Source organism: Pseudomonas sp. BJa3 (assembly GCF_026343815.1).
GTDB classification, from domain to species: domain Bacteria; phylum Pseudomonadota; class Gammaproteobacteria; order Pseudomonadales; family Pseudomonadaceae; genus Aquipseudomonas; species Aquipseudomonas soli.
The window spans coordinates 102,098-126,818 of sequence record NZ_JAOXMC010000012.1 but is presented as its reverse complement, the minus strand read 5'-3'; the positions used below and the strand labels follow the sequence as shown (position 1 = coordinate 126,818).

General features: G+C 65.8%; 25 protein-coding genes. 11 read left to right on the top strand and 14 right to left on the bottom strand.

Annotated elements, in window-relative coordinates:
- Window positions 1-18: 18 nt before the first annotated feature.
- Complete coding sequence (locus OH705_RS16780; RefSeq protein WP_110604178.1) at window positions 19-903, bottom strand: 3-keto-5-aminohexanoate cleavage protein; 885 nt, start codon at window positions 901-903, stop codon at window positions 19-21.
- Between the two features lie 124 nt (window positions 904-1,027).
- Entirely contained in the window at window positions 1,028-1,972 is a 945-nt protein-coding gene (gene choX, locus OH705_RS16775) for a choline ABC transporter substrate-binding protein (RefSeq protein WP_038706982.1), read from the bottom strand.
- A gap of 146 nt (window positions 1,973-2,118) precedes the next feature.
- Here choX and OH705_RS16770 point away from each other — a divergent pair, with 146 nt between their 5' ends.
- Window positions 2,119-3,066 carry a GlxA family transcriptional regulator gene (locus OH705_RS16770; RefSeq protein WP_267302574.1) on the top strand — a complete coding sequence of 316 codons (948 nt, stop codon included), beginning with the start codon at window positions 2,119-2,121 and terminating at the stop codon, window positions 3,064-3,066.
- Between the two features lie 79 nt (window positions 3,067-3,145).
- Here the strand turns inward: OH705_RS16770 and OH705_RS16765 are convergent, their stop codons facing one another.
- On the bottom strand, window positions 3,146-4,342 hold the full coding sequence (locus OH705_RS16765; RefSeq protein WP_046853814.1) for a class I SAM-dependent rRNA methyltransferase: 1,197 nt from the start codon (window positions 4,340-4,342) through the stop codon (window positions 3,146-3,148).
- A gap of 231 nt (window positions 4,343-4,573) precedes the next feature.
- Here OH705_RS16765 and OH705_RS16760 point away from each other — a divergent pair, with 231 nt between their 5' ends.
- Both OH705_RS16760 and mutM read left to right on the top strand, forming a co-directional pair.
- The gene (locus OH705_RS16760) at window positions 4,574-5,392 is read left to right on the top strand and encodes an HDOD domain-containing protein (protein WP_267302606.1); all 819 of its coding nucleotides are present in this window, start codon (window positions 4,574-4,576) and stop codon (window positions 5,390-5,392) included.
- 3 nt (window positions 5,393-5,395) lie between these two features.
- Complete coding sequence (gene mutM / locus OH705_RS16755) at window positions 5,396-6,208, top strand: bifunctional DNA-formamidopyrimidine glycosylase/DNA-(apurinic or apyrimidinic site) lyase (RefSeq protein ID WP_023631621.1); 813 nt, start codon at window positions 5,396-5,398, stop codon at window positions 6,206-6,208.
- Window positions 6,209-6,244: 36 nt separating this feature from the next.
- Here the strand turns inward: mutM and ggt are convergent, their stop codons facing one another.
- The 6 genes from ggt to OH705_RS16725 form a co-directional block, all read right to left on the bottom strand.
- On the bottom strand, window positions 6,245-7,927 hold the full coding sequence (ggt, locus tag OH705_RS16750) for a gamma-glutamyltransferase (protein WP_267302573.1): 1,683 nt from the start codon (window positions 7,925-7,927) through the stop codon (window positions 6,245-6,247).
- Window positions 7,927-8,178 (bottom strand): YfhL family 4Fe-4S dicluster ferredoxin, encoded by a 252-nt coding sequence (locus OH705_RS16745; RefSeq protein WP_011531711.1) that lies wholly within the window; start codon window positions 8,176-8,178, stop codon window positions 7,927-7,929. Before OH705_RS16745 ends, ggt begins: the two co-directional genes overlap by 1 nt.
- A 109-nt stretch (window positions 8,179-8,287) precedes the next feature.
- A complete protein-coding gene (coaD, locus tag OH705_RS16740) occupies window positions 8,288-8,767 on the bottom strand; it encodes a pantetheine-phosphate adenylyltransferase (protein ID WP_023631729.1) in 480 nt (159 codons plus the stop codon).
- A 111-nt stretch (window positions 8,768-8,878) separates the two neighbouring features.
- Window positions 8,879-10,477 carry a GMC family oxidoreductase gene (locus OH705_RS16735; RefSeq protein WP_267302572.1) on the bottom strand — a complete coding sequence of 533 codons (1,599 nt, stop codon included), beginning with the start codon at window positions 10,475-10,477 and terminating at the stop codon, window positions 8,879-8,881.
- Window positions 10,478-10,500: 23 nt separating this feature from the next.
- Entirely contained in the window at window positions 10,501-10,986 is a 486-nt protein-coding gene (locus tag OH705_RS16730) for a twin-arginine translocation pathway signal protein (RefSeq protein WP_267302571.1), read from the bottom strand.
- Window positions 10,986-12,416 (bottom strand): coniferyl aldehyde dehydrogenase, encoded by a 1,431-nt coding sequence (locus tag OH705_RS16725; RefSeq protein WP_267302570.1) that lies wholly within the window; start codon window positions 12,414-12,416, stop codon window positions 10,986-10,988. The genes OH705_RS16730 and OH705_RS16725 overlap by 1 nt, the downstream gene beginning before the upstream one ends.
- 146 nt (window positions 12,417-12,562) lie before the next feature.
- Here OH705_RS16725 and OH705_RS16720 point away from each other — a divergent pair, with 146 nt between their 5' ends.
- Both OH705_RS16720 and OH705_RS16715 read left to right on the top strand, forming a co-directional pair.
- Window positions 12,563-13,228, top strand: coding sequence for a TetR/AcrR family transcriptional regulator (locus OH705_RS16720; protein ID WP_031315521.1), 666 nt, complete (start codon window positions 12,563-12,565; stop codon window positions 13,226-13,228).
- 34 nt (window positions 13,229-13,262) lie between these two features.
- Window positions 13,263-14,117 carry a sulfurtransferase gene (locus tag OH705_RS16715; protein WP_267302569.1) on the top strand — a complete coding sequence of 285 codons (855 nt, stop codon included), beginning with the start codon at window positions 13,263-13,265 and terminating at the stop codon, window positions 14,115-14,117.
- Between the two features lie 90 nt (window positions 14,118-14,207).
- Here the strand turns inward: OH705_RS16715 and OH705_RS16710 are convergent, their stop codons facing one another.
- From OH705_RS16710 to OH705_RS16695, 4 genes are read right to left on the bottom strand one after another with little or no spacing between them, the layout of a single operon-like run.
- Window positions 14,208-15,200, bottom strand: coding sequence for a hydrolase (locus tag OH705_RS16710; RefSeq protein WP_038706978.1), 993 nt, complete (start codon window positions 15,198-15,200; stop codon window positions 14,208-14,210).
- 60 nt (window positions 15,201-15,260) lie between these two features.
- Complete coding sequence (gene rsmD, locus OH705_RS16705; RefSeq protein ID WP_038706977.1) at window positions 15,261-15,875, bottom strand: 16S rRNA (guanine(966)-N(2))-methyltransferase RsmD; 615 nt, start codon at window positions 15,873-15,875, stop codon at window positions 15,261-15,263.
- Window positions 15,875-17,368: a M16 family metallopeptidase gene (locus OH705_RS16700; protein ID WP_038706976.1), complete on the bottom strand. Its 1,494-nt coding sequence runs from the start codon at window positions 17,366-17,368 to the stop codon at window positions 15,875-15,877. Before OH705_RS16700 ends, rsmD begins: the two co-directional genes overlap by 1 nt.
- Window positions 17,361-18,716 (bottom strand): M16 family metallopeptidase, encoded by a 1,356-nt coding sequence (locus tag OH705_RS16695; RefSeq protein ID WP_038706975.1) that lies wholly within the window; start codon window positions 18,714-18,716, stop codon window positions 17,361-17,363. Before OH705_RS16695 ends, OH705_RS16700 begins: the two co-directional genes overlap by 8 nt.
- Window positions 18,717-18,950: 234 nt before the next feature.
- On the opposite strand from OH705_RS16695, the gene ftsY reads away from it, so the two are divergent.
- The 4 genes from ftsY to rpoH all read left to right on the top strand — a co-directional run bounded on the left by ftsY (window position 18,951) and on the right by rpoH (window position 23,145).
- A complete protein-coding gene (ftsY, locus tag OH705_RS16690) occupies window positions 18,951-20,486 on the top strand; it encodes a signal recognition particle-docking protein FtsY (RefSeq protein ID WP_038706974.1) in 1,536 nt (511 codons plus the stop codon).
- A complete protein-coding gene (gene ftsE, locus OH705_RS16685; RefSeq protein ID WP_011531723.1) occupies window positions 20,483-21,154 on the top strand; it encodes a cell division ATP-binding protein FtsE in 672 nt (223 codons plus the stop codon). Before ftsY ends, ftsE begins: the two co-directional genes overlap by 4 nt.
- Window positions 21,151-22,179: a permease-like cell division protein FtsX gene (gene ftsX, locus OH705_RS16680; RefSeq protein ID WP_038706973.1), complete on the top strand. Its 1,029-nt coding sequence runs from the start codon at window positions 21,151-21,153 to the stop codon at window positions 22,177-22,179. The genes ftsE and ftsX overlap by 4 nt, the downstream gene beginning before the upstream one ends.
- A gap of 111 nt (window positions 22,180-22,290) precedes the next feature.
- Window positions 22,291-23,145 (top strand): RNA polymerase sigma factor RpoH, encoded by an 855-nt coding sequence (gene rpoH, locus OH705_RS16675; protein ID WP_023630664.1) that lies wholly within the window; start codon window positions 22,291-22,293, stop codon window positions 23,143-23,145.
- Between the two features lie 92 nt (window positions 23,146-23,237).
- On the opposite strand, the gene mtgA is transcribed toward rpoH, so the two are convergent.
- The gene (mtgA, locus tag OH705_RS16670; RefSeq protein ID WP_023630665.1) at window positions 23,238-23,948 is read right to left on the bottom strand and encodes a monofunctional biosynthetic peptidoglycan transglycosylase; all 711 of its coding nucleotides are present in this window, start codon (window positions 23,946-23,948) and stop codon (window positions 23,238-23,240) included.
- Between the two features lie 64 nt (window positions 23,949-24,012).
- On the opposite strand from mtgA, the gene OH705_RS16665 reads away from it, so the two are divergent.
- The gene (locus tag OH705_RS16665) at window positions 24,013-24,384 is read left to right on the top strand and encodes a DUF423 domain-containing protein (protein WP_094011016.1); all 372 of its coding nucleotides are present in this window, start codon (window positions 24,013-24,015) and stop codon (window positions 24,382-24,384) included.
- A 103-nt stretch (window positions 24,385-24,487) separates the two neighbouring features.
- Window positions 24,488-24,688 (top strand): sulfur carrier protein ThiS, encoded by a 201-nt coding sequence (gene thiS, locus OH705_RS16660; RefSeq protein WP_038707614.1) that lies wholly within the window; start codon window positions 24,488-24,490, stop codon window positions 24,686-24,688.
- Window positions 24,689-24,721 lie beyond the last annotated feature (33 nt).

Sequence of the window (24,721 nt, the reverse complement as noted above, 5' to 3'; positions counted from 1 at the left end):
CTGGCTCCTGCGGGGATATTAGCGACGCTTGAGGTTCATCTTTTCCCGGCCTTCGGCGGGGGTGAGCACACGGCCACCCATGCGGGTGATGATCTCGGCGGCCCGCTCGACCAGTTGGCCGTTGCTGGCCAGCACGCCACGGTCCAGGTACAGGTTGTCTTCCAGCCCGACCCGCACGTTGCCGCCAAGCAGCACCGCCTGGGCAGCCATCGGCATCTGCATGCGACCAATGCCGAAACCGGCCCAGGTAACGTCGGCAGGCAGGTTGTCGACCATGGCCTTCATGGTGGTGGTGTCGGCCGGAGCGCCCCACGGGATGCCCAGGCACAGCTGGAACAGCGGGTCTTGCAGCAGACCTTCCTTGATCATCTGTTTGGCGAACCACAGGTGGCCGGTGTCGAAGATCTCCAGCTCCGCCTTCACGCCTAGCTCGGTGATGCGCTTGGCGCCAGCACGCAGTTGGGCGGGGGTGGAGACATAGATGGCGTTGCCATCGCCGAAGTTGAGGGTGCCGCAGTCCAGGGTGCAGATCTCCGGCAGCAGCGCTTCGACATGGGCCAGGCGCTCCAGCGGGCCGATCAGGTCGGTGCCCGGGCCGAACTCCATGGGCGATTCGCCTGGGCCGATCTCCAGGTCGCCGCCCATGCCGGCGGTGAGATTGACGATGATGTCCACGTCAGCCTCGCGGATGCGATCCATCACCTCGCGGTAGAGGTTGACGTCGCGGCTGAAGCGGCCGGTCTGCGGGTCACGGACGTGGCAGTGGACCACCGTGGCGCCGGCCTTGGCGGCTTCGACGGCGGACTCGGCGATCTGTTTCGGCGTGACCGGGACCAGGTGGCTCTTGGCGACCGTGTCGCCGGCACCGGTGAGGGCGCAGGTGATGATGACGTCGTGGTTCATTGATCAGTTCCTCTTGGTGTCTTTGCTGGCCCTATCGCCGGCAAGCCGGCTCCCACAGGGTTGGTGATGAACCCTGGTCGTGTGGAAGTCCCGTGGGTGTTGGCTTGCCAGCGCTGAGGCGGTGTCAGTTGGCGGTGAGCTTGAGGTTGTCCGCGGCCGGTTTGCCGTCGAAGGTGGTCACCCCGTCAAGCCAGCGGGCCTTGTCCTCGGGGTGGTCCTTGAGCCACTGGCGCGCGGATTCCAGCGCGTCCTTGTGGTCGAGCAGCGGCTGCATCATCCGGCTCTCGTCCTCGGCGCTGAAGCTGAGGTTGGTCAGCAGGCGATGGGCGTTGGGGCAGCGCTGGGCATAGTCCGGCGCGGTCACCGTCCACACCGTGGCGCGGCCCTCGTCCGGGCCGAGGGCGTCCTGGCTGTCGCCCAGGTAGACCATGTCGATGTTCACGTTCATCGGGTGCGGCGCCCAGCCGAAGAACACCACCGCCTCCTTGCGCCGCACGGCGCGGTCGACGGCGGCGAGCATGCCGGCCTCGCTGGACTCGACCAGCTGGAACTTGCCGAGGTCGAACTGGTTCTTGCTGATCATCGCCTTGATCTGGGTATTGGCGCCGGAACCGGGCTCGATGCCGTAGAGCTTGCCGCCCAGCTCCTTGTGGAACTTGTGGATGTCGGCGAACGTCTTCAGGCCCTTGTCGGCCAGGTATTTCGGCACGGCGAGGGTGGCGCGGGCATCTTCCAGGCTGGGCTTGTCGAGCACCTTCACCTGGCCGGCCTGGACGAACGGGGTGATGGTCTGGGTCATGATCGGGTTCCAGTACCCGAGGAACATGTCCAGGCGCTTGTCGCGGATGCCGGCGAAGATGATCTGCTGCGAGGCGCTGGTCTGCTTGGTCTGGTAACCCAGGCCGTCGAGCAGCACCTGGGCCATGGCGCTGGTGGCGATCACATCGGTCCAGTTGACCACGCCCAGGCGCACATCCTTGCAGGCGGCGGGTTCGGCGGCGAAAAGCGGAGTGGCTACGGTAGTGCTGAGCGCGAGGGACAACAGGCTGCGGCGGATAAAGCGATGCATGGTGGCTCTCCATCGGCAGTGCGTATTGTTATCGGATCCGGCCTCTGCGGGCCGTGAGAACACGCTACGCTGGCAGCAGGGTGGAAAATCGCACCCTGGCGACCAACACTTGCACGGAGGCGACCACCTTTGCTGCGGAGCACGCGATGCCGCAAACCATAGACTTCCTGTTGCTGCCAGGCTTCTCCGCCATGGGCTTCATCAGCGCCATCGAGCCGCTGCGCGTGGCCAACCGTTTTCGTGGCCCGCTGTACCGTTGGCGTGTGTTGAGCCTGGACGGTGGTGCGGTGCAGGCCAGCAACGGCATGTCGGTGAATGCCGACGGCGCGCTGGGGGAGGGAGAGCACGGGCGCCTGCTGCTGCTGGTGGCCGGGTTCGAGCCACTGGCGTGCTATGGGTTGAAGTTGCAGCACATGCTGCGTCGTCTCGACCATGAGGGCGTGGTGCTGGGCGGGATCGACACGGGCGCCATGGTATTGGCCGAGGCTGGCCTGCTCGATGGTCACCGGGCCACACTGCATTGGGAGGCACTGGAGGCGTTCAAGGAACGTTATCCACGCCTGCAGGCGACCCAGGAGCTGTTCGAGATCGACCGTCGACGCATCACCTGCGCCGGCGGCACGGCCTCCATCGACCTGATGCTCGACCTGATTGCCCAGGCCCACGGCAGCGAATTGGCGGTGCAGGTGTCCGAGCAGTTCGTGCTCGGGCGCATCCGCCCGCGCCAGGATCACCAGCGCATGCAAATCGCCACGCGCTATGGGTTGCGCAACAAGAAGCTGGTGAAGGTGATCGGCGAGATGGAGCGCAACACCGAGCTGCCTCTCAACACCCAGGTGCTGGCCGATGGCGTGCAGGTGACCCGGCGGCAGCTGGAGCGGCTGTTTCGCCTGCACCTGGACGACACGCCCGGTGGCTTCTATCTGCGGCTGAGGCTGGACAAGGCCCGGCAGTTGCTGCGCCAGACCGACATGAGCGTGCTGGAGGTGGGGGTCGCTTGCGGATTCGAATCGGCGTCGTACTTCACCCGCTGTTATCGGGCACGGTTCGAACGCTGTCCCAGGGAGGATAGACGCCTGGCGCTGCCGTCATGACGCCTGGACCGGGTCGAGCCTCGGCAAGCCGGCTGCCACAGGTGCCGCACAGCGCGAAACCTGTGGAAGCCGGTGCAGCTTAGCTGTTGGGCAGCAAGCGGCAGGTGATGCTCTTGATGTAGCGGGTCTCGGCGATGGCCGGGTGCACCGGGTGGTCCGGGCCCTGGCCGCCGCGCTCGAGCAGTTGCAGGTTGCGGTCCAGGTGGCGGGCGCTGGTCAGAAGGATGTTGTGCAGGTCGTCCTCGGGCAGGTGCATCGAGCACGAGGCGCTGACCAGGATGCCGTCCTTGGTGAGCATGCGCATGGCCTGTTCGTTGAGGCGGCGGTAGGCGGCCTCGCCGTTTTTCAGGTCTTTCTTGCGTTTGATGAAGGCGGGCGGGTCGGCGATGATCACGTCAAAGCGCTCTTCGGCGGCTTTCAGCTCGCGCAGGGCTTCGAACACGTCGCCTTCGATGCAGGTCAGCTTCTCGCCGATGCCGTTGAGCGCGGCATTGCGCTCGACGCCGTCGAGGGCGAAGCCCGAGGCGTCCACGCAGAACACTTCGCTGGCGCCGAACGCGCCGGCCTGCACGCCCCAGCCACCGATGTAGCTGAACAGGTCGAGCACGCGCTTGCCCTTGACGTAGGGGGCCAGGCGGGCGCGGTTCATGCGGTGGTCGTAGAACCAGCCGGTCTTCTGGCCTTCACGCACCGGCGCTTCGAACTTGACGCCGTTCTCTTCCAGCGCGACCCAGTCCGGCACTTCGCCGTAGACGGTCTCGACATAACGCTCCAAGCCTTCGGCGTCGCGGGCGGCGGAATCGTTCTTGAACAGGATGCCGCTGGGCTTGAGCACCTGCACCAGCGCGGCGATTACCTCGTCCTTGTGCGCTTCCATGGTGGCCGAGGCCAGCTGGACCACGAGGATGTCGAAGAAACGGTCGACCACCAGGCCCGGCAGCAGGTCGGAGTCGCCATACACCAGGCGGTAGCATGGCTTGTCGAACAGGCGCTCGCGCAGCGACAGGGCCACGTTCAGGCGGTGCACCAGCAGCGACTTGTCCAGCGGCAGCTTGGCATCGCGCGACAGCAGGCGCGCGCAGATCAGGTTGTTCGGGCTCATGGCCACCACGCCCAGCGGCTTGCCGTTGGCGGCTTCGAGAATGGCCTGCTGGCCGGCCTTCAGGCCTTGCAGCGGGGTCGCGGCAACATCGACTTCATTGCTGTAGACCCACAGGTGGCCGGCGCGCAGGCGGCGATCGGCATTGGCTTTGAGGCGAAGGCTGGGCAGGGACATGACGTCGCTCCGGGAAAAAAGAGCGGGAGTATACCGTGTTGGCCCCAGGTTCGCTGGTGACTGCGACCAACTGGTCGGCGCCCACAGCTAAAGAAATTCTTGGATCCAACGATTCACTGATAGTCACCCTGGCGGCGTACAGGGTTAGAATCCCCCGTCCCCAGCGAGAATGCACGAATGTCCCAGGAACTCACCGCCGAACAGATCCAGCAAGCCCTGCAGGGCATCACCATCCCGCCACAGCCGCAGATCATGGTCGACCTGCAGTTCGAGCAGTACATGCCCGACCCGGACCTGGAGACCATCGCCAAGCTGATCGCGCAGGACCCGGGCCTGTCCGGCGCCCTGCTCAAACTGGTCAACTCGGCGCAGTTCGGCCTGGCGAACAAGATCGGCTCGATCCAGCGCGCGGTAAACCTGCTGGGCAGCCGTTCGATCATCAACCTGATCAACGCGCAATCGATCAGGGGCGAGATGAGCGACGAGACTATCGTCACCCTCAACCCGTTCTGGGACACCGCCCAGGACGTGGCCATGACCTGCCTGACCCTGGCCAAGCGCACCGGCATCCAGGCCGTGGACGAGGCCTACACCCTTGGCCTGTTCCACGATTGCGGCGTGCCGCTGATGCACAAGCGCTTCCCCAACTACATGGAAGTGCTGGAGGAATCCTACGCCAAGACCAATGACGAGGTCCGCGTGGTGGACACCGAGAACCGCGTGTTCAACACCAACCATTCGGTGGTCGGCTACTTCACCGCCAAGTCCTGGCGTCTGCCCGAGCACATCAGCGCGGCCATCGCCAACCACCACAATGCCCTGGCGGTGTTCCGCGACGAATCCTCGCGCAATACCCAGACCCAGCTGAAGAACCTGCTGGCGGTACTGAAGATGTCCGAGCACATCTGCGCTTCGTACCGTGTGCTGGGCAACCAGAGCATCGATCACGAGTGGAACATGGTGGGACCGCTGGTGCTGGACTACATCGGCCTGACCGAATACGACTTCGAGCAGCTCAAGCAGAACATCCGCGAAATGGGCGGGCACTGAGCCATGCCGGAGCTGCCAGAGGTCGAGACCACGCGGCGCGGCATCGCGCCCCATCTGCAAGGCCAGCGGGTCAGCCGCGTGGTGGTGCGTGACCGGCGCCTGCGCTGGCCGATCCCGGAAGACCTGGATGTGCGCCTGTCGGGGCAGCGCATCGTCAGTGTCGAGCGCCGCGCCAAGTACCTGCTGATCAACGCCGAGGTCGGCACCCTGATCAGCCACCTGGGCATGTCGGGCAACCTGCGCCTGGTCGAGTTGGGCTTGCCGGCGGCCAGGCACGAACATGTGGATATCGAGCTCGAGTCGGGGCTGATGCTGCGCTACACCGACCCGCGCCGCTTCGGGGCGATGTTGTGGAGTCTCGACCCGCTCAACCATGAGCTGCTGATTCGCCTGGGGCCAGAGCCGCTGACCGACCTGTTCGACGGTGAGCGCCTGTTCCAGCTGTCCCGGGGACGGTCGATGGCAGTCAAGCCGTTCATCATGGATAACGCGGTGGTGGTTGGCGTGGGCAACATCTACGCCACCGAAGCCTTGTTCGCGGCCGGGATCGATCCGCGCCGCGAAGCTGGCGGGATTTCGCGGGCGCGCTATCTGAAGCTGGCGATCGAAATCAAACGAGTGTTGGCGGCGGCCATCGAACAGGGCGGGACCACCTTGCGTGACTTCATCGGTGGCGATGGCCAGCCGGGCTACTTCCAGCAGGAGTTGTTCGTGTATGGGCGTCGTGGGCAGCCATGCAAACTGTGTGGCACCGAGCTGCGCGAAGTGAAGCTGGGCCAGCGGGCGAGCGTGTTCTGCCCGAAATGCCAGCGCTGATGCCACAGGCCTGATCGCGGGGCAGGTGGAAATGGATCAGTCGACGATCGCGGCCTGGCCTACGCCCCTGGGGTCACTGGCCGCTTCCAAGGTCCCGGCAGCTTTGTTCCAGTACAGCACCTGCTGATTACCGTACTGACGCCCGACATCCTTCAACCGATACCCACGCCCTTCAAGCTCGGCCTTCTGCCGGGCACTGAACGTCCCCGGTTCATGCTCCACCACGTCCGGCAGGTACTGGTGGTGATAGCGTGGTATCGCCGGCCACTCGGCCACCGGCCGGCCCTCGAGGAACCCCAGCACCGACAGCAGTACCATGCTGGGTATGCGGCTGCCGCCTGGCGTGCCGAAAGTGGCGAGCTGGCTGGGGCTTTCGATGAAGGTCGGGCTCATGCTCGACAAGGGGCGCTTGCCCGCCGCCACCGCATTGGCCTGGCTGCCGGCCAGGCCATAGCTGTTGCTGCCGCCAGGGTCGGCGGCGAAATCGTCCATCTCGTTGTTCAGCACCACCCCGGTCCCCGGCACGCTGAACGCCGCGCCAAACGGCAGGTTGACCGACAGCGTGGCGGACACGGCGTTGCCGTCGCCATCGATCACCGCGAAATGGGTGGTGTGGTCGCCTTCACGCCAGGCGGGTGAGGGCGGCAGCGCGCTGCTGGGGGTGGCCTGGTGCACATCGATGCTGTCGGCCAGCCCTGTCAGGTACTGGCGCGCCAGCAGGCGGTTGATCGGGTTGCTCACATAGTCCGGGTCGCCGAGCAGGCCGCGGTCGCGGTAGGCGCGGCGCAGCACTTCGATCACATAGTGGCTGCGCTGCACGGGCGCGGCGCTCTGCCAGGGCAGGCGCTGGAGCATGGCCAGGCTTTGTGCCAGGGCCACGCCGCCGGCCGAGGGCGGCGGGCTGCTGATCAATTCACGCTGGTCGGCCAGTGGATAACGCAGCGGTTCACGCCACGCCGTACGGTAGCCGGCGAGGTCGTCGAGGGTCCAGATACCGCCGGCCTGGCGCACGCCTTCAGCCAGGCGGCGGGCCAGCGGGCCACGGTAGAAGCCGTCGCGGCCCTGCTCGGCCATGGCTTGCAGGGTGGCGGCCAATTCGGGTTGGCGGATCACCGTGCCCAGGGCCGGTACATCATTGCCACTGAGGAACAGCCGCGCGCTTTCGGCATCGTCGCGCAGGGCGCTCAGGCGCATGGTGGCGCGATCTCGATAGATGCGGTCGACGGCGAAGCCCTGGTTGGCCAGGCGGATGGCCGGGGCCAGGCTGTCCTTGAGCGGCAGCTTGCCGTGGGTGCTGGCGAGGTCGGCCAGGGCCTGAGGCAGGCCGGGGATCGCGGCGGCCAGCGGCCCGTTGATCGACAGGCCGGGCTGCACCTTGCCGTCCTTGAGGTACATGTCCGCACGGGCCGCGGCCGGAGCGCGTTCCCGCGCATCGAGGAAGGTATACCGTGGCGTGGCGCCGCTCTCGCGCAGCAGGAAGAAGCCACCGCCACCCAGGCCCGAGCCATAGGGCTCGACCACGGCCAGCGTGGCGCTGATGGCCACGGCGGCGTCGAAGGCGTTGCCGCCTTGTTGCAGGATCTGTTGCGCCGCCGAGGTCGCCTCGCTGTGCGGGCTGGCGATAGCCGCACGCCCGGGGCCTTGCGCCTGGGCGGCGCAGGCCAGCAGGGCCAGGCAGGCGCCTAGGGCTGCGCGCTGTAACGCGGCGACGAACGGCATCAGGCCTTGCCGGTGATCCGGCGGTACTTGGCCATCAGCTCGTCTTCGGTTTCCGGGTGGGCTTCATCCAGGGGGATGCAGTCGACCGGGCAAACCTGCTGGCACTGTGGCTCGTCGTAGTGGCCCACGCACTGGGTGCACAGGTTCGGGTCGATCACGTAGATCTCTTCGCCTTGCGAGATAGCGGCGTTCGGGCACTCGGGTTCGCAGACGTCGCAGTTGATGCAATCGTCGGTGATGATCAGGGACATGGGGACTCCGGCCTGGGCATCGGGCCCGGGCATGTTTCAAAGCGATGGGCGCAATTGTGCCGGATTCGCGCCCGCAGTGCACGCGGGCGCGACATCGTGACCGCGAGGGTTACTTGCGGAAGCGCTCGGTCAGTGCGTCGGCCACGGCCGGGTGCACGAACTTGCTGATATCACCGCCCAACGCGGCGATTTCCCGGACCAGCGTCGAGGAAATGAACGAATAGCGCTCCGACGGCGTGAGAAACAGGCTCTCGACGTCTGGCGCGAGCTGGCGGTTCATGTTGGCCAGTTGGAACTCGTATTCGAAGTCGGACACGGCACGCAGGCCGCGCAGGAACACATTGGCGCCTTTTTCCTTGGCGAAATGCGCCAGCAGCGAGGAGAAGCCGATGACTTCGACATTGGGCAGGTGCTTGGTGACCTCGCGGGCCAGCTCGACCCGCTGTTCCAGGGGGAACAAGGGGTTTTTCTTCGGGCTGGCCGCCACGGCGATGATCACATGGTCGAACAGGCGCGAGGCGCGCTCGACCAGGTCGCCATGGCCTTTGGTAATGGGGTCGAAAGTACCTGGGTACAACACTCGGTTCATCGCGTCATCCTGGCTGGAGTGCGTTGGGGAGTCGGATGGTAGCGCAGCGATTGCGCCCGGCCAAGTCGCGTGGCCGGCTGATGGCACTATAGACAGCGCGGCCATTGGCTGTCATGTGCCGCGTGCCAGGCGGCCGACCAGCGCTTCGCTGAGCAGGGCGGCCAGGGCGTAGACCGACAGCTGCGGGTTGGCGCCGATGCTGGTGGGGAACAGCGAACCGTCGTGGATCGACAGGTTCTCCAGCTGGTGATGCCGGCCCAGGCTGTCGCACACTGCTTGGCGCGGGTCCTCGCCCAGGGCGCAGCCGCCCATGACGTGGGCGCTGCCCAAACGCATGCGCAGCAGCTCCAGGGTCAGGCCGTCGATCAGTGCCTGGGCTTGCGCCGGGGTGCTGACATAGCGCGCATCGCCATGCACCGGCATCACCTGGCGGGCACCGGCGGCGAACTGGATCTGCGCCATGCTGTGCCAGGCTCGGCGCAGGCCATCGCGCAGGTAGCCGGTGACGGGGTAGTCGAGCACCGGTGAGCCATCGCCGCGCAGCTCCACCTGGCCGCCGGGGCTGTCGGGATGAAAGCCGTCGCGCAGCAGCGCCAGCATCACATGGGTATGGGGCAGTTCAGCCATGCGCTGGGCGTTTTCCTGGCCATGGCCGCCGAGCAGGGTGCTGGCCAGGGCCGGGTGCAACGGTGGTACTTCGAGTTTGTAGCCTACCGCGCCGGCGACACCGTCCTGCCACTGGAACTGGTCGCTGTAGATCGATTGCGGCGCCCCGTAGTACGGGTCGATCTTCGCTTCGAACTGTGCGGCGCTGAAATTGACCAGGTGCAGGAAGGTGCGCTTGCCCAGGCGCTGGTGCGGGTCAGGCGCGTCTGAGCGCAGCAGCAGTGCCGGGCTGTTGATACCGCCGCCGGCGAGCACATAGTGGCGGGCGCGTACGCGAATATGGCGGCCTGTGGGCTGAATACCCCGGGCGTCCAGGGCCTGGCATTGCAAGTGGGCAATGCGCTGGCCGTCATGACTGAACCGCTCGGCACGGGCCAGGTAGAGCAGTTCACCGCCGTGCTCCAAGGTAGCCGGGATGCTGGTGACCAGCATCGACTGCTTGGCGTTGACCGGGCAGCCCATGCCGCAGTAACCCAGGTTCCAGCAGCCGCGCACGTTGCGCGGAATCACCGCCCAGCGGTGACCAAGCGCCTCGCAGCCGCGACGCAACACGTCGTTGTTGGCATTGGGCGGCATGGCCCAGGGGCTGATGCCCAGATGCTGCTCCATGCGCTCGAACCACGGCTTCAGGGCGTCGTTGTCCAGGCCCTTGATCCCATGCTCGCGAGCCCAGTGTTCCAGGGTCTGTGGCGGTGTGCGAAAGCTCGATGTCCAATTGACCAGGGTGGTGCCGCCCACCGCCCGGCCCTGCAGAATGGTAATGGCGCCGTCTTTGCTCAGACGGCCCAGGCCCTCCTGGTAGAGGTCGGCGTAGGCTTCGTGCTCGAGCAGGTGGAAGTCGCTGCTGGTTTTCAGCGGTCCCTCCTCAATCAGCAGCACCTTCAAGCCGGCGGCGCTGAGCCGTTCGGCGCTGGTGGCGCCGCCCGCGCCGCTGCCGATGACGGCGACGTCGACGGCGAGGGTCAGGTCCTGTTCCAGGCGCGAGCCGTCGTGGGTGATCCAGCCTCGTTCAAGGCCTAGGCGGAATGGGTCGGGGACGGACATTTGGCGGTGCTCTTGTCTGGTGTTCAGATCTTTGGTGGGCCGGGGTAGCCGCACGCCGCCCAGGCTTCGGGGCGTTCGTACCAGGCCATCAGCAGCAGTTGCAGCAACGAGGCGTGGCCCTGGCGCAGCAGGTTCAACGAGCTGTCGCGCCAGTGTTCGAGGAAACGTTCAATTTCGGCGTCGGTGGCCTCTGCCCAGCTGCCCCAGACCCCGGTCAGCGGGCCGCGGGTGAGGGGCAGGGTGAGCAGGTCGAACAGTTGTCGGGTCAGCTTGAGCATGGCAGGCGACAGTGCCGCCAGCTTATGGTCGAGGCTTTGCAGCACCTGTTCCGTGGAGGCCTGGGTGCCGGCCAGCACGACGGGGATCAGGGCCTGCAACAACGGCAGGTCGTCTTTGCGCAGCGCCTGGTAACCCGCCGACGGCGTCTGCTCGCTGCAGCCGACCAGGCTGGCCGCCCCCAGAAACAGGCTGGCGCCCAGGCCGAAGCGCAGCAGGTCGCGGCGCTGCATCAGCGGATAAACAGCTTGTAGACCAGGCGCTGCAAGGCCTTGCCATAGGGCGGATAGATCACCTTGGCGGCATTGATGCGTTGCTTGGCCAGCACGGCCTTGGCCTTGCTGAAGGTCAGGAAGCCTTCGTGGCCGTGGTAGTGGCCCATGCCCGACGGGCCGATGCCGCCAAATGGCAGGTCATCCTGGGCCACATGCAGCAGGGTGTCGTTGAGGCAGACACCGCCGGAGTGGGTGTCGCGCAGCACCCGGGCCTGCTCGCCACGTTCATAGCCGAAGTAGTAGAGCGCCAGGGGGCGAGGTCGCTGGTTGATGTAGGCCAGGGCCTCGTCCAGGCGGTCGTAGGGCACCACGGGCAGCAATGGACCGAAAATTTCATCCTGCATCACCTGCATGCTGTCGTTTACGTCCAACAGCAGGTGTGGGGGCAGGCGGCGCCCCTGGCGCGGCTCGTCGGGATAGAGGTCGATCACTTGGGCACCCTGCTCACGGGCATCGTCCAGCAGCTGGTTCAGGCGGCCAAGCTGGCGCTCGTTGATGATCGCGCTGTAGTCGGGGTTGCCAGCGAGCCGCGGATAGAGGCGACGCACGGCATGCCGGTAGGCCTCGGCGAAGGCGTCCAGGCGCTCGCGGGGCACCAGCACGTAGTCGGGGGCGACGCAGGTCTGGCCGGCGTTGAGGGTCTTGCCGAAGGCGATGCGTTCGGCGGCGGTCTCCAGCGGCACGTCGGCCGAGACGATGGCCGGCGACTTGCCGCCCAGCTCCAGGGTCACCGGCGTCAGGTTCTCTGCGGCGGCCAGCATCACATGGCGACCGACGCTGGTGGCGCCAGTGAACAGCAGATGATCGAAGGGCAGGCGGGCAAAAGCCTGGCCGACTTCCACCTCGCCAAGCACCACGCTGACCAGATCAGTGGGGAACACGCGCTCGAGCAGGTTCTTGAGGGCCTGGCCACTGGCCGGGGTCGACTCGCTGAGCTTGAGCATCACCCGGTTGCCGGCGGCCAGGGCGCCGGTCAGCGGGCCGATGGCGAGAAACAGCGGGTAGTTCCACGGCACGATGATCCCCACCACGCCCAGTGGCTGGTATTGCACCCGGGCGCTGGCTGGTTGGAAGGCCAGGCCGACCTTGCGCCGCGATGGGCGCATCCAGCGACCCAGCTGTTTCTCCGCATCGCGCAGGCCCATGACCGACGGCATCAGTTCGGCGAGCAGGGTTTCGTCACGGCTGCGGCCACTGAAGTCGGCATCGATGCTCGTGATCAAGGCCTCCTGGTCCGCCAGCAGTGCCTCGCGCAGGCTTTTCAACCACTGCCGGCGTTGCGTGGCCGGGGGCATCGGGTTGCCGGCGAACGCCTGTCGCTGGGCGTCGAACGTCGCTTGCAGGTCGAGGTCGGATTGCACAGGGGGAAGTACGGCAGGCGAGGTCATGGCGGCTCCAGGGCTGACGAGTGAGTAGAGCATATACTCTAATTGGTACCATAGTGCACCATTTTTCACTTGGCCGCCGGTGCACCCGACGGGCTGGAGGCCGTAAGATGGGCCCGATCATTACACGCTGGAGACTGGAGCTGAGCATGGCCCCGCGCATGAAGACTCGAGAGCGCATCGTGCAGAGCAGCCTGGAGCTGTTCAACCAGCAGGGCGAGCGTTGCGTCAGCACCAATCACATTGCCGCGCACATGGAAATCTCGCCCGGCAACCTGTACTACCACTTCCCCAATAAGCAGGCGATCATCGCCGTGCTGTTCAATCAGTATGAAGAGCTGGTCGACAGTTTCCTGCGTCCGCCCCAAGGCCGCAGCGCCACCGTCGAAGACAAGCGCTTCTACCTCAAGGCGCTGCTGGCGGCGATGTGGAACTACCGTTTCCTGCATCGCGACCTCGAGCATCTGCTTGACAGCGATCCGGAGCTGGCGGCCCGCTACCGGCGTTTCTCGCAGCGCTGCCTGCAGCAGGGTCAGGCCATCTACCGCGGCTTTGTCGAGGCCGGCATCCTGAACATGGACGCCGCGCAGCTGGAGTCGCTGACCATCAATGCCTGGATCGTGCTGACTTCCTGGGTACGTTTTCTCAGCACCACCCGCGAGCATTCCGCGCACCTGGGTGAAGAAGCGTTCAAGCGCGGCGTCTATCAGGTGGTGGTGCTGGAGCTGGGGTATGTCACCCCGGCCGCGCGTGCCGCGGTGCAGGCGCTGTGCGCTGAGTTTCATGTCCCGTTCAACCAGGCCCTGGAGCAGTGATCCGGGGTTTCGAGCCATTCATCAGGAGATTGTCATGCCCCTCGCGCAATTGATCACCCCTCAACAGCTGGCCGAACGCCTGGATGCGCCCGGCCTGGTGATCCTCGACTGCCGCTTTGCCCTGGAAGATGTCGACTACGGTCAACGCAGTTATGCCGAGGGACATATTGCCGGGGCGCACTTCGCCGATCTCGAGCGCGACCTGAGCGGGCCGGTGCTCAAGGGCAGCACAGGCCGCCACCCGCTGCCCGACCCGCAGCGGCTGGTGGAGCGCCTGCGCGAGTGGGGCGTGGACAACGACAGCCAGGTGGTGCTCTACGACGACGGCCCCGGCGCCTTTGCCGCCAGGGCCTGGTGGCTGCTGGCCTGGCTTGGCAAGCGCGACGCGGTGTTCATTCTCGATGGCGGCCTCAAGGCCTGGCACGCGGCGCACCTGCCGTTGAGCCTGGACCCGCCGGTACGCCGCGAGGGCAACTTCAGCGGGGAGCCGGACATGAAGCTGCTGATCGATGCCGCCCACCTGTCCAAGCGCCTGGGCGACCCTGCTATGACCTTGATCGACGCTCGCGGCCTGCCGCGTTTCCGTGGCGAGGTCGAGCCGATCGACCCGGTGGCCGGGCATATCCCTGGCGCCCAGTGCGCGGCTTTCACCGACAACCTTGGCGAGGACGGGCGGTTCCTGCCGGCCGACAAGCTGAAACAGCGGTTTGCCGAAAAGCTGGGGGCCCGGTCGCCGGAGCATCTGGTGGCTTATTGCGGCTCTGGCGTGACCGCGTGCCACAACCTTTTTGCCCTGGCGCTGGCGGGGTATCCGCTGGGGCGGCTGTATGCCGGTTCGTGGAGTGAGTGGATCAATGATCCACAGCGTGGCATAGCCACTGGCGATTAATTCGTAACGTGGGAGCGATGGCCCGGGAGTGCTATCGCGGGGCAAGCCCGCTCCCACAACCCCCTCTTACACCTCTTGCTTGGAGGGGGGCTATCGGCCTTCCATCAGCCACTGCGGAATCCTTCGTTCCAGGTAATACCCCGGATTGCGCAGGCTGCCCTCGACAAAACCCACATGGCCACCCCGGCTGTGCAGTTCAAACTGCGTCTGCGCCGCCAGCTCACTGGCATCGGGCAGGCTATGGCCAAACACGAAGGGATCATCGTTGGCGTGGATGATCAGCGTCGGCGTGCGGTTCTCGCCCAGGTAATAGCGGCTGGAGGCGCGCCGGTAGTAGTCATGGGCATCGCTGAAGCCATTGAGGGGCGCGGTCACCTTGCCATCGAAGTCCCAGAACGTGCGCAGGTTGCGCAGCGAGCCCAGGCCTTCGAGGGTGGCCAGCCCTTCATGGTGGCCCTTGTCGCGGAAGTGCCGTTGCTTGTCCTGCACGTAGGCCAGCATCTCGCGCATGAAGTGCGCCTGGTAGACCTTCGAGAAACCCAGGCCGATACGGTCGGCGCACTGGTCCAGGCGAAACGGCACCGACACCGCTACCGCTGCCTCCAGTTGGCTGGCCGCGCCGCTTTCCCCCAGGTACTTGAGCAGCACATTGCCGCCCAGCGAGTAGCCCACGGCATACAGCGGCGCCAGCGGCCGCTGCGCCCGCAGGTGACGGATGGTTTCGGCCAGGTCTTCGCTGGCCCCTGAATGGTAGCTGCGCGCCAACAGGTTGGGTTCGCCTGAGCAGCCGCGCCAGTTCAGCGCGACACTGGCCCAGCCGCGTGTCTGCAAGGCCAGTTGCAGGCCTTTGACATACGGCGAATGGGATGAACCGGTCAGGCCGTGGAGTACCAGCACCAAGGGCACATCGGCCTGATGCGGGCCGTGCCAGTCGAGGTCGAGGAAGTCGCCGTCCGCCAGCCACAAGCGCTCGCGGGTGCGCTCAAGTGCGGGGAGTTTGCGCCATAGTGGCCCCCACAACGTCTGCAAGTGGGGGTTGGACAGGCCGGCGGCCGGGCGGAAGGTGGCGGTGAGGCTGATCATGCTGGGCGACTCGTGATGTGCCCGCTTAGAGTGCCATGAAACACCGCCGCCGCGCCTGTGCTATTGGTCGCCAGCCGCACGCTGCCACAGGGCGTAATGCACCTGGCCGGTCTTCTTCTCACGGTGCAGGCGCCAGTTGCCCGGCATCGGCAGCGAAGAGGGCACGGCTTCGCTCTCGGTGTAGATCCACGCCTGCTCGCGCAGCCACTGGCCCTGTTCCAGCAGGTTGCAGGTATTGGCCAGCAGGTCCTGGTGGAACGGTGGGTCGAGGAACACCACATCGAATTGCTGCTTGGCCGGGCCTTGCAGGTAGCGCAGGGCGTCGGTCTGCAGGATCTGCCCGCGCGGGCAGCGCAACACTTCGAGGTTGTCCTTGAGGTTGCTGGTGGCCGCGGGGTTGCTGTCCAGCGCCACGGCATCCTTCGCGCCACGGGACAGCGCTTCGAGCACCAGGGCGCCGCTGCCGGTGAAGGCATCGAGCACCAGGGCGCCCTCGATGTAGGGCGCCAGCCAGTTGAACAGGGTTTCGCGCACGCGATCAGGGGTCGGGCGCAGGCCTTCGCCTTCCGGCACGGCCAGGCGACGGCTGCGCCATTCGCCGGCGATGATGCGCAACTGGCCGGGGCCCTTGCTGGCGCCCGGGGCCGGGCGCGCGGGGGTGTTGGGTCTTGCCATTAGTGCTCCGGTACGCCGAGCGGCTGCTCGGCGGGTTTGTCAGTAGGGGCCGGCAGCGGTTGCTGCGCCACCTTCGGGCCGACGGTGACGATCACCAGCTTGTCCGCCGCGAGATGCTTGTTCATGGCGGCCTTAACCTGCTCGACGCTCAGCGCCTGGGACTGCTGCATGAAGTCCTCCAGCCAGCTCAGCGGCAGGTTGTAGAAGCCGATCGCGCCCAGCTGCCCGACAATACTGGCGTTGCTGGCATTGGACAGCGGGAAGCTGCCGGCCAGCTCGCGCTTGGCATCGTCCAGTTCCTGCTGGGTGGGGCCGTTCTTCAGGTAGTCGGCCAGGATATCCTGGACCAGCTTGAGCGTGCCCTCGCTGAGTTCGGCGCGGGTCTGCAGGTTGATCATGAACGGGCCGCGCACCTGCATCGGGCTGAATACCGAGTACACGCCGTAGGTCAGGCCGCGCTTTTCACGCACTTCGCTCATCAGGCGGGTGCCGAAGGCACCGCCGCCGAGGATCTGGTTACCCAGCGACAGCGCCGGCCAGTCCGCATCGTTGCGGTCGATACCCAGCTCGGCCAGCATCAGGTGGGTCTGCTTGGACGGGAAGTCGATATGCGTGGTCCCCGGCTTGGGCTCGACAGGTTGCTCCGGCTTGGCCAGTGCCGCGCCCTTGGGCAGGCCGGCGGAGACCTGCGCGGCGATGGCCTCGGCTTCGCCGCGGCTGAGGTCGCCGACCAGGGCGATCACCGCGTTGCCGGCCGCGTAGGCCTTGCCGTGGAAAGTGCGCAGCTGCGCCAGGGTGATGCCCGGGATGGACTCGGCGGTACCGTCGCTGGGGCTGGCATAGGGGTGCTGGCCATAGAGGTTGGCGAACAACGTCTTGCCGGCGATCTTGCCGGGGTTCTGCTTCTCGTACTCGAAGCCTGCCAGCAACTGGTTCTTGATGCGCTTGAGGGCGTCCTCGGGGAAGGTCGGCTGGCCCACCACCTCGGTGAACAGCTTCAGCGCCGGTTCGCGCTTGTCCGAGGCGCTGAGGCTGCGCAGCGAGGCCACGGCCATGTCGCGGTAGGAGCCATTGCCGAAGTCGGCACCCAGGCCTTCGAAGCCTTCGGCGATGGCGGTGACGTCCTTGCCGGCCACGCCCTCGTTGAGCATGGCGTTGGTCAGGGTGGCCAAGCCCGGGGTACCGCCGTCCTGGCTGCTGCCGGCGGCGAAGGTCACGCGCAGGTCGAACATCGGCAGCTCGCGGGCCTCGACGAACAGTACGCGGGCGCCTTCGGCGGTGGTCCAGTGCTGGATGTTCAGCTGGCGCCGGCTGGGGGCCTTGCCGTCCAGTTCGGCCAGCGATTGCAGGGTGTTGGCCGGGCGGGCCGCGGTGTCTGCCTTGCCTTGGCTGTCGGACTGGGCAGGGCGCGCCAGCAGCGCGGCGATTGCCACCACCAGCACGATGATCGCCAGGCCGAACAGGGTGTAGCGCGGTGCGCTGCGATCACTCATGAGCGGACTCCTCGGGCAGTACATGGGCAACGCTCAGGCGTTCGCGGGTGAAATAGGTGCGGGCGGCGACCTGGATGTCCTCCGGGGTCACGCGCTTGAGGTCGTCGAGCTCGCTGTCTATCAGCTTCCAGGACAGGCCGACCGTTTCCAGTTGCCCGATGGTGGTGGCCTGGCTGCTGATCGAGTCGCGGTCGTAGACCAGGCCGGCGATCACCTGGGCGCGGACGCGCTCGAGCTCTTCGGCGGTGGGTGGCGTGGTCTTGAGCTCATCGAGCAACTGCCAGATGCCTTTCTCCACTTCGGCCAGGGTCTTTTGCTTCTGCACGTTGGGCGTGGCCGAGATCATGAACAGGCTGTCGCCGCGGGTGAAGGCGTTGTAGCTGGACGAGGCACCGGCAACCAGCTCCTGGCCGCGTTCCAGGCGCGCCGGCATGCGGGCGCTGTAGCCGCCGTCGAGCAGGGCCGAGATCAGCCGCAGGGCGTTGACGCTGCGTGGGTCCTTGGCGGTGGCCAGGGCCGGGACATTGAAGCCGTAGATCAGGCTGGGCAGTTGCGTGCGCAGGTGCAGGGTGAGCAGGCGCTGGCCTGGCTCGGCCAGTTCCAGCGGCAGTTTGCTCGGGGGCACGGCGCGTTTGGGGATGGAGCCGAAGTACTTCTGCGCCAAGGCCTTGACCTCGTCCGGCTTGACGTCGCCGACCACCACCAGGGTGGCGTTGTTCGGGGCGTACCAGGACTCGTACCAATGACGCAGCTCCTCGACTTTCATGCGCTCGAGGTCGGCCATCCAGCCGATGGTCGGCGTGTGGTAGCCGCTGGCCGGGTAGGCCATGGCGCGGAACAGCTCGAAGGCCTTGGCATTGGGCTGGTCGTCGGTGCGCAGGCGACGCTCTTCCTTGATCACCTCGATCTCGCGGCTGAACTCGTCGGCCGGCAGGCGCAGGCTGGCCAGGCGGTCGGCTTCGAGCTCCAGGGCCACCGGCAGGCGGTCGCGGGCCAGCACCTGGTAGTAGGCGGTGTAGTCGTCGCTGGTGAAGGCGTTCTCCTCGGCGCCGAGATCGCGCAGGATGCGCGAGGCCTCGCCGGGGCCGATCTTGGCGCTGCCCTTGAACATCATGTGTTCCAGGGCATGGGACAGGCCGGTCTGGCCCGGCGTCTCGTAGCTGGAGCCGACCTTGTACCAGATCTGCGAAACCACCACTGGCGCCCGGTGGTCCTCGCGCACGACAACTTTCAGGCCGTTGTCGAGGATGAATTCGTGGGTGGGTTGCACATCGGCGGCGAAAGCCGCCAGCGGCAGGCACAGTGTGCCGAGCAACAGGCCAGCGGCGCGGCGGGCTAGAGCATTCATACGGTGTTCAACCTGTTCGGCGGCCCGCTTGGGTTTAGCGTCGGCGGGCCAGGAGGTGCTAGGATACTGATCCGGTTGCCTGGCGACCATGCCTGTCGCCGTTCTGGCCCGCAGGCCCTTACGACAAAACGTTGCGCATGAACCCGCTGGCTTCACAGTAGTCTGTTCTGCGTGAGTTAAGAATTCCCGATGCGCCGCTGCTGGCCCATCGCTACCCTGAGATAGCCGTCTTCCATGTTTGGTTCCAACGACGACAAAAAAGCGCCGGCCGCGGCTGGCGAGAAGAAAGGCCTGTTCAGCTGGTTCCGCAAGAAGCCGGAACAGCCTGCCGCCGAACAGCCGCAAGCCCCTGCACCGCAAGCGCCCGTCGAGCAGACCGCACCGGCTGCCGAGCCGTTGCAGGCGCCTGTGCCAGAGCCGGTGGTTGCCGCGCCGCAGCCGGAGCCTGTGCCAGAGCCGGTGGTTGTAGCGCCGCAGCCGGAGCCCGTGCCAGAGCCGGTGGTTGTAGCGCCGCAGCCGGAGCCCGTGCCAGAGCCGGTGGTTGCTGCACCGCAGCCGGAGACTGCGCCAGAGCCGGTGGTTGCAACGCTGCAACCGGTCGAGGTCGAAGTAACTGCGGCCCCGGTCAGCAACCTGGTCTTGCCTGTCGCCGAAGAGCCGGTGGCATTGGTCGAGGACCTGGAACCCAAGGCGCCGCCCGTCATCCCTGCCCGGCCGTCCGTCGAAACGGTAGACGCTGCCATTGTCGCTCCAGCACCGGTTGTCGAAGCCGCGCCGGTCGTTGTGCCGGCTCCAGTCGACCCAGAGCCTGTCGTCGTTGCGGCCGCCGAGCCATCCAAGCCTGGTTTCTTCGCCCGCCTCAAGCAGGGCCTGTCGAAGACCAGCGCCAGCATCGGCGAGGGCATGGCCAGCCTGTTCCTCGGCAAGAAGGTCATCGACGACGACCTGCTCGACGAGATCGAGACCCGGCTGCTGACCGCCGACGTCGGTGTCGAGGCCACCTCGACCATCGTCCAGAACCTGACCCAGAAAGTTGCCCGCAAGCAATTGGCCGACGCCGACGCGCTGTACAAGTCGCTGCAGGAAGAGCTGGCCGCGCTGCTGCGCCCGGTCGAGCAGCCGCTGAAGATCGAGGCGCAGAACAAGCCCTACGTGATCCTGGTGGTTGGCGTGAACGGCGCCGGCAAGACCACCACCATCGGCAAACTGGCGAAGAAGCTGCAGCTCGAAGGCAAGAAAGTCATGCTCGCGGCCGGCGACACCTTCCGCGCCGCCGCGGTGGAGCAGTTGCAGGTGTGGGGCGAGCGCAACCAGATCCCGGTGATCGCCCAGCACACCGGCGCCGACTCGGCTTCGGTGATCTTCGACGCGGTGCAGGCCGCCAAGGCCCGTAATGTCGATGTGCTGATCGCCGACACCGCCGGCCGCCTGCACACCAAGGACAACCTGATGGAAGAGCTGAAGAAGGTCCGTCGGGTCATGGGCAAGCTTGATGTCGAGGCGCCGCACGAGGTGCTGCTGGTGCTCGACGCCGGTACCGGGCAGAACGCCATCAGCCAGGCCAAGTACTTCAACCAGAGCGTCGAGCTGACCGGCCTGGCTCTGACCAAGCTGGATGGTACAGCCAAGGGCGGCGTGATCTTCGCCCTGGCCAAGCAGTTCAACATCCCGATCCGCTTCATCGGTGTGGGCGAAGGTATCGACGACCTGCGCACCTTCGAAGCCGAACCTTTCGTCAAGGCGCTGTTCGCCGAGCGTGAACCTTCATGATCCGATTCGAACAGGTAGCCAAGCGCTATCCCAACGGCCATGTCGGCCTGCACGAGCTGAGCTTCCGGGCGCGTCGTGGCGAGTTCCTGTTCGTCACCGGCCACTCCGGCGCCGGCAAGAGCACCCTGTTGCGGCTGCTGCTGGCCATGGAACGTCCGACCAGCGGCAAGCTGCTGCTGGCCGGGCAGGACCTGGGCCAGATCAGCAATGCGCAGATCCCGTTCCTGCGCCGGCAGATCGGCGTGGTGTTCCAGAACCACCAGTTGCTGTTCGACCGCACGGTGTTCAACAACATCGCGCTGCCGTTGCAGATCCTCGGGCTGTCCAAGGCCGAGATCGCCAAACGCGTCGATTCGGCGCTGGAGCGCGTGTCGCTGAGCGACAAGGGCGAGCTGTTCCCGGCCGACCTGTCCACCGGCCAGCAACAACGGGTCGGCATTGCCCGGGCCATCGTGCATCAGCCGGCCCTGCTGCTGGCGGATGAGCCCACCGGTAACCTCGACCCGCGCCTGGCCGCCGAGATCATGGGCGTTTTCGAGGACATCAACCGCCTGGGCACCACGGTACTGATCGCCAGTCACGACCTGGCGCTGATCGCGCGCATGCGCCACCGCATGCTGACGCTGCAACGCGGCCGCTTGATCGGCGATGGGGAGGCCGGGCAATGAGCACCACACGTACACCAAAGGTTTCCGAGCGCGTCGCGCCGAAAGCCGCCGATCCGCAGCCGTCGAAGAAAAAGCGTGGCGATCACGATGACGATGGCCCGGACTTCCGCAGCCTCCTGCACGCCTGGCTGGAAAGCCACCGTGCCAGCCTGGCCGACAGCTTGCGCCGCTTGGGCAAGCAGCCGATCGGCAGCTTCTTCACCTGCCTGGTAATGGCGGTGGCGCTGAGCATGCCCATGGGTCTGTCGCTGTTGCTCAAGAATGTCGAGAAACTCGGCGGCTCGTGGCAGCGTGCGGCGCAGATCTCGCTGTATCTCAAACTCGATGCCAGCAGCCGCGATGGCGAGGCCCTGCGTGACGAGATCAAGGGCATGCCCGGCGTCGCCGAGGCGCAGTACGTCAGCCGCGAGCAGGCGCTGGAAGAGTTCCAGCAACAGTCGGGCCTGGGCGAGGCGCTGCGCGAACTGCCGGACAACCCACTGCCCGGCGTGGTGGTGGTGACCCCGACCGAGGTCGACAAGCCAGCCCTGGAAGCCTTGCGTCAGCGCCTTTCCGAGCTACCTCGCGTGGAAGCGGCGCAGCTGGACCTGGTGTGGGTCGAGCGCCTGGCGGCGATTCTCAAGCTGGGTGACCGGTTCGTCTTCGGCCTGGCGGTGATGCTGATTTCCGCGCTGCTGTTGGTAATCGGTAACACAATTCGTCTACATATCGAAAACCGCCGGGTCGAGATCGAAGTGATCAAGCTCGTCGGTGGCACCGACAGCTACGTACGGCGGCCTTTCCTGTACATGGGCGCCCTGTATGGACTGGGTGCGGGCGTGCTGGCCTGGGGCATCCTGGCGTTCGGCCTGAACTGGCTGAACGACGCGGTTGTCGGGCTTTCCGGCCTGTATGGCAGTGATTTCGCCCTGGGTGGCGTACCGGCCTCGGATGGCGTTTCACTCTTGATCGGGGCGGTGCTGTTGGGGTATATCGGTGCATGGATCGCAGTCGCTCGTCACTTGAACGAGCTTGCACCGCGATAAATGTTTCATGGCCAGTATTGACAAATTTTTCATCCTGGAACTTGTACAACGGTTCCTTGTCTATGCTGGCAGTGCCCAAAAGGCATGAGTCTGTAAGCCGGAGGTACTTGAATGACCAATTCGTTGCAACCTGCCTATGCCCTGGTTCCCGGTGCAAACCTGGAAGCCTATGTGCACACGGTCAACAGCATCCCCTTGCTGACGCCGGAGCAGGAGCGTGAACTGGCCGAGCGTCTCTATTACGAGCAGGATCTCGAGGCCGCTCGGCAAATGGTGATGGCCCACCTGCGTTTCGTCGTACACATCGCGCGTAGCTATGCAGGCTACGGGCTGGCGCAGGCCGATCTGATCCAGGAAGGCAACGTTGGCCTGATGAAGGCGGTAAAGCGTTTCAACCCGGAAATGGGCGTGCGTCTGGTGTCCTTCGCCGTGCACTGGATCAAGGCCGAGATCCACGAGTTCATCCTGCGCAACTGGCGCATCGTCAAGGTGGCCACCACCAAGGCCCAGCGCAAGCTGTTCTTCAACCTGCGTAGCCAGAAGAAGCGCTTGGCCTGGTTGAACAATGACGAAGTCCATCGAGTGGCCGAGAGCCTGGGTGTGGAGCCGCGTGAAGTACGTGAGATGGAAAGCCGCCTGAGCGGTCAGGACATGGCCTTCGACCCGGCGGCGGAAGCCGACGACGACAGCGCCTTCCAGTCGCCTGCGCATTACCTGGAAGACCACCGCTACAACCCGGCCGTGCAACTGGAGGACGCTGACTGGAGCGACAACTCCACCAGCAACCTGCATGAAGCGCTGCAGGGCCTGGATGATCGCAGCCGCGACATCCTTTACCAGCGTTGGCTGGCCGAAGAAAAAGCCACGCTGCATGAGCTGGCAGAGAAGTACAGCGTGTCGGCCGAGCGTATTCGCCAGCTGGAGAAGAACGCTATGAACAAGGTCAAGGCATTGATCACGATCTGATCGGCGCCCTGGCTGGATTGAAAAGCCGCTGCTCTCGGAAGAGGCAGCGGCTTTTTTGTGTGTTGAAGCTGACTGGGGCGTGGAAGCGGGCCTTAAAGCCTGCGCGAAGCATCCAGTTGCATCAGGTAGCTCGGCCCGCCCAACTGGCTCATCTGCCGGCGGATCCACCCCGCACGGCTTGCCACATAGGCGCTGGGACGGCTGGCACTCCACTTGATCGGGCTTGGCAGCACCGCCGCGAGCTGTGCGGCCTGTTGTCGTGTCAGGCGGCTGGCATCCACGCCGAAGTGATAACGCGCCGCCGCCTGGGCACCGAACACGCCCTTGCCCCATTCGGCACTGTTCAGATACACCTCGAGTATCCGCTCCTTCGACCAGAACAACTCGATCAGGGCGGTGAACCAGGCTTCCAGCCCCTTGCGCAGCCAGCTGCGCCCGGACCACAGGAACAGGTTCTTGGCCACCTGCTGGGTCAGCGTGCTGGCGCCGCGTACCTTGCCGCCACGCTCGTTGTAGGCCAGCGCCGCCTGGATCGCGGGGATATCGAAGCCCCAGTGGCTGGCGAACTTCTGGTCTTCGCCGGCGATGACCGCCACCTTGAGCTCGTCGGATATATCCTCCCACGGCGTCCAGTCGCGTTGCAGGTCGATCGGCTCGCCGCTGGCCCATGACTGCACCTTGCGCTCGACCATCAGCGCGGTGCCGGGCGGCGGCACCCAGCGCAACACCAGGACCACGGCGATGCTGCCAGCAGCAAACCAGAGCAGGGCGCGGGAAAGGCGGCGAAGAAGGGATGACAGCATGGTGATGGCTTGGCCGGACCGTTGGAACGGGCCATTATACAGACCCCTCCCGAGGAGTCGTCCCATGCTTCGCAGCTTCCTGATGCTCGCCGCGTTCTTCGGCTTTACCGGCGTCGCCCTCGGCGCTTTCGCCGCCCATGGCTTGAAAAACCGCCTCAGCGCCGACTACCTGGCGATCTTCCATACCGGTGTCACCTATCAACTGGTGCATGCCCTGGCGATCCTTGGCGTGGCGGTGCTGTCGGCGCACTTGCCCGGGCGCCTGGTCGGCTGGGCCGGTGGCTTGTTCGCCGTAGGTATCCTGCTGTTCTCCGGTAGCCTCTACGCCCTCACGCTCAGCGGTCTGGGCAAGCTCGGCATGATCACTCCGCTGGGTGGCCTGTGCTTCCTTGCTGGCTGGCTTTGCCTGGGGCTGGCCGCCTGGCGGCTGGGCTGACCGGTCGGTCCACAATCGCGACTAATGGCGTGTGTCGCCCTTGGGTTGCAGGGCGGATCGGGGCTAGAATGCGGGCCCCCAAAGAACAATGGTGGCCGTGCGCATGCGCATTCAATTGAACGGTGAACCTTACGAACTGCCCGCGGGCGAGAGCGTCGCGGCGCTGCTGGGCCGGCTGGAGCTGGCCGGCCGCCGGGTGGCGGTGGAACTGAACCTGGACATCGTGCCGCGCAGCCAGCACGAGAGCACGCAGCTCAAGGACGGCGACCAGGTCGAGGTGGTCCACGCCATCGGTGGCGGCTAACCGCCCCTGAAACCTCGCCAGCAAAGTCCCGCA

Coding starts and splice junctions, on each gene's coding strand:
- choX (WP_038706982.1), bottom strand. CDS start 1,972: ATGCATCGCTTTATCCGCCGCAGCCTGTTGTCCCTCGCGCTCAGCACT.
- rpoH (WP_023630664.1), top strand. CDS start 22,291: ATGACCAATTCGTTGCAACCTGCCTATGCCCTGGTTCCCGGTGCAAAC.
- rsmD (WP_038706977.1), bottom strand. CDS start 15,875: ATGGCAAGACCCAACACCCCCGCGCGCCCGGCCCCGGGCGCCAGCAAG.
- thiS (WP_038707614.1), top strand. CDS start 24,488: ATGCGCATTCAATTGAACGGTGAACCTTACGAACTGCCCGCGGGCGAG.
- OH705_RS16730 (WP_267302571.1), bottom strand. CDS start 10,986: ATGCAGCGCCGCGACCTGCTGCGCTTCGGCCTGGGCGCCAGCCTGTTT.
- OH705_RS16735 (WP_267302572.1), bottom strand. CDS start 10,477: ATGTCCGTCCCCGACCCATTCCGCCTAGGCCTTGAACGAGGCTGGATC.
- OH705_RS16715 (WP_267302569.1), top strand. CDS start 13,263: ATGCCCCTCGCGCAATTGATCACCCCTCAACAGCTGGCCGAACGCCTG.
- ftsY (WP_038706974.1), top strand. CDS start 18,951: ATGTTTGGTTCCAACGACGACAAAAAAGCGCCGGCCGCGGCTGGCGAG.
- mutM (WP_023631621.1), top strand. CDS start 5,396: ATGCCGGAGCTGCCAGAGGTCGAGACCACGCGGCGCGGCATCGCGCCC.
- OH705_RS16780 (WP_110604178.1), bottom strand. CDS start 903: ATGAACCACGACGTCATCATCACCTGCGCCCTCACCGGTGCCGGCGAC.
- ftsE (WP_011531723.1), top strand. CDS start 20,483: ATGATCCGATTCGAACAGGTAGCCAAGCGCTATCCCAACGGCCATGTC.
- ftsX (WP_038706973.1), top strand. CDS start 21,151: ATGAGCACCACACGTACACCAAAGGTTTCCGAGCGCGTCGCGCCGAAA.
- coaD (WP_023631729.1), bottom strand. CDS start 8,767: ATGAACCGAGTGTTGTACCCAGGTACTTTCGACCCCATTACCAAAGGC.
- ggt (WP_267302573.1), bottom strand. CDS start 7,927: ATGCCGTTCGTCGCCGCGTTACAGCGCGCAGCCCTAGGCGCCTGCCTG.
- mtgA (WP_023630665.1), bottom strand. CDS start 23,948: ATGCTGTCATCCCTTCTTCGCCGCCTTTCCCGCGCCCTGCTCTGGTTT.
- OH705_RS16720 (WP_031315521.1), top strand. CDS start 12,563: ATGGCCCCGCGCATGAAGACTCGAGAGCGCATCGTGCAGAGCAGCCTG.
- OH705_RS16695 (WP_038706975.1), bottom strand. CDS start 18,716: ATGAATGCTCTAGCCCGCCGCGCCGCTGGCCTGTTGCTCGGCACACTG.
- OH705_RS16700 (WP_038706976.1), bottom strand. CDS start 17,368: ATGAGTGATCGCAGCGCACCGCGCTACACCCTGTTCGGCCTGGCGATC.
- OH705_RS16745 (WP_011531711.1), bottom strand. CDS start 8,178: ATGTCCCTGATCATCACCGACGATTGCATCAACTGCGACGTCTGCGAA.
- OH705_RS16710 (WP_038706978.1), bottom strand. CDS start 15,200: ATGATCAGCCTCACCGCCACCTTCCGCCCGGCCGCCGGCCTGTCCAAC.
- OH705_RS16665 (WP_094011016.1), top strand. CDS start 24,013: ATGCTTCGCAGCTTCCTGATGCTCGCCGCGTTCTTCGGCTTTACCGGC.
- OH705_RS16725 (WP_267302570.1), bottom strand. CDS start 12,416: ATGACCTCGCCTGCCGTACTTCCCCCTGTGCAATCCGACCTCGACCTG.
- OH705_RS16765 (WP_046853814.1), bottom strand. CDS start 4,342: ATGTCCCTGCCCAGCCTTCGCCTCAAAGCCAATGCCGATCGCCGCCTG.
- OH705_RS16770 (WP_267302574.1), top strand. CDS start 2,119: ATGCCGCAAACCATAGACTTCCTGTTGCTGCCAGGCTTCTCCGCCATG.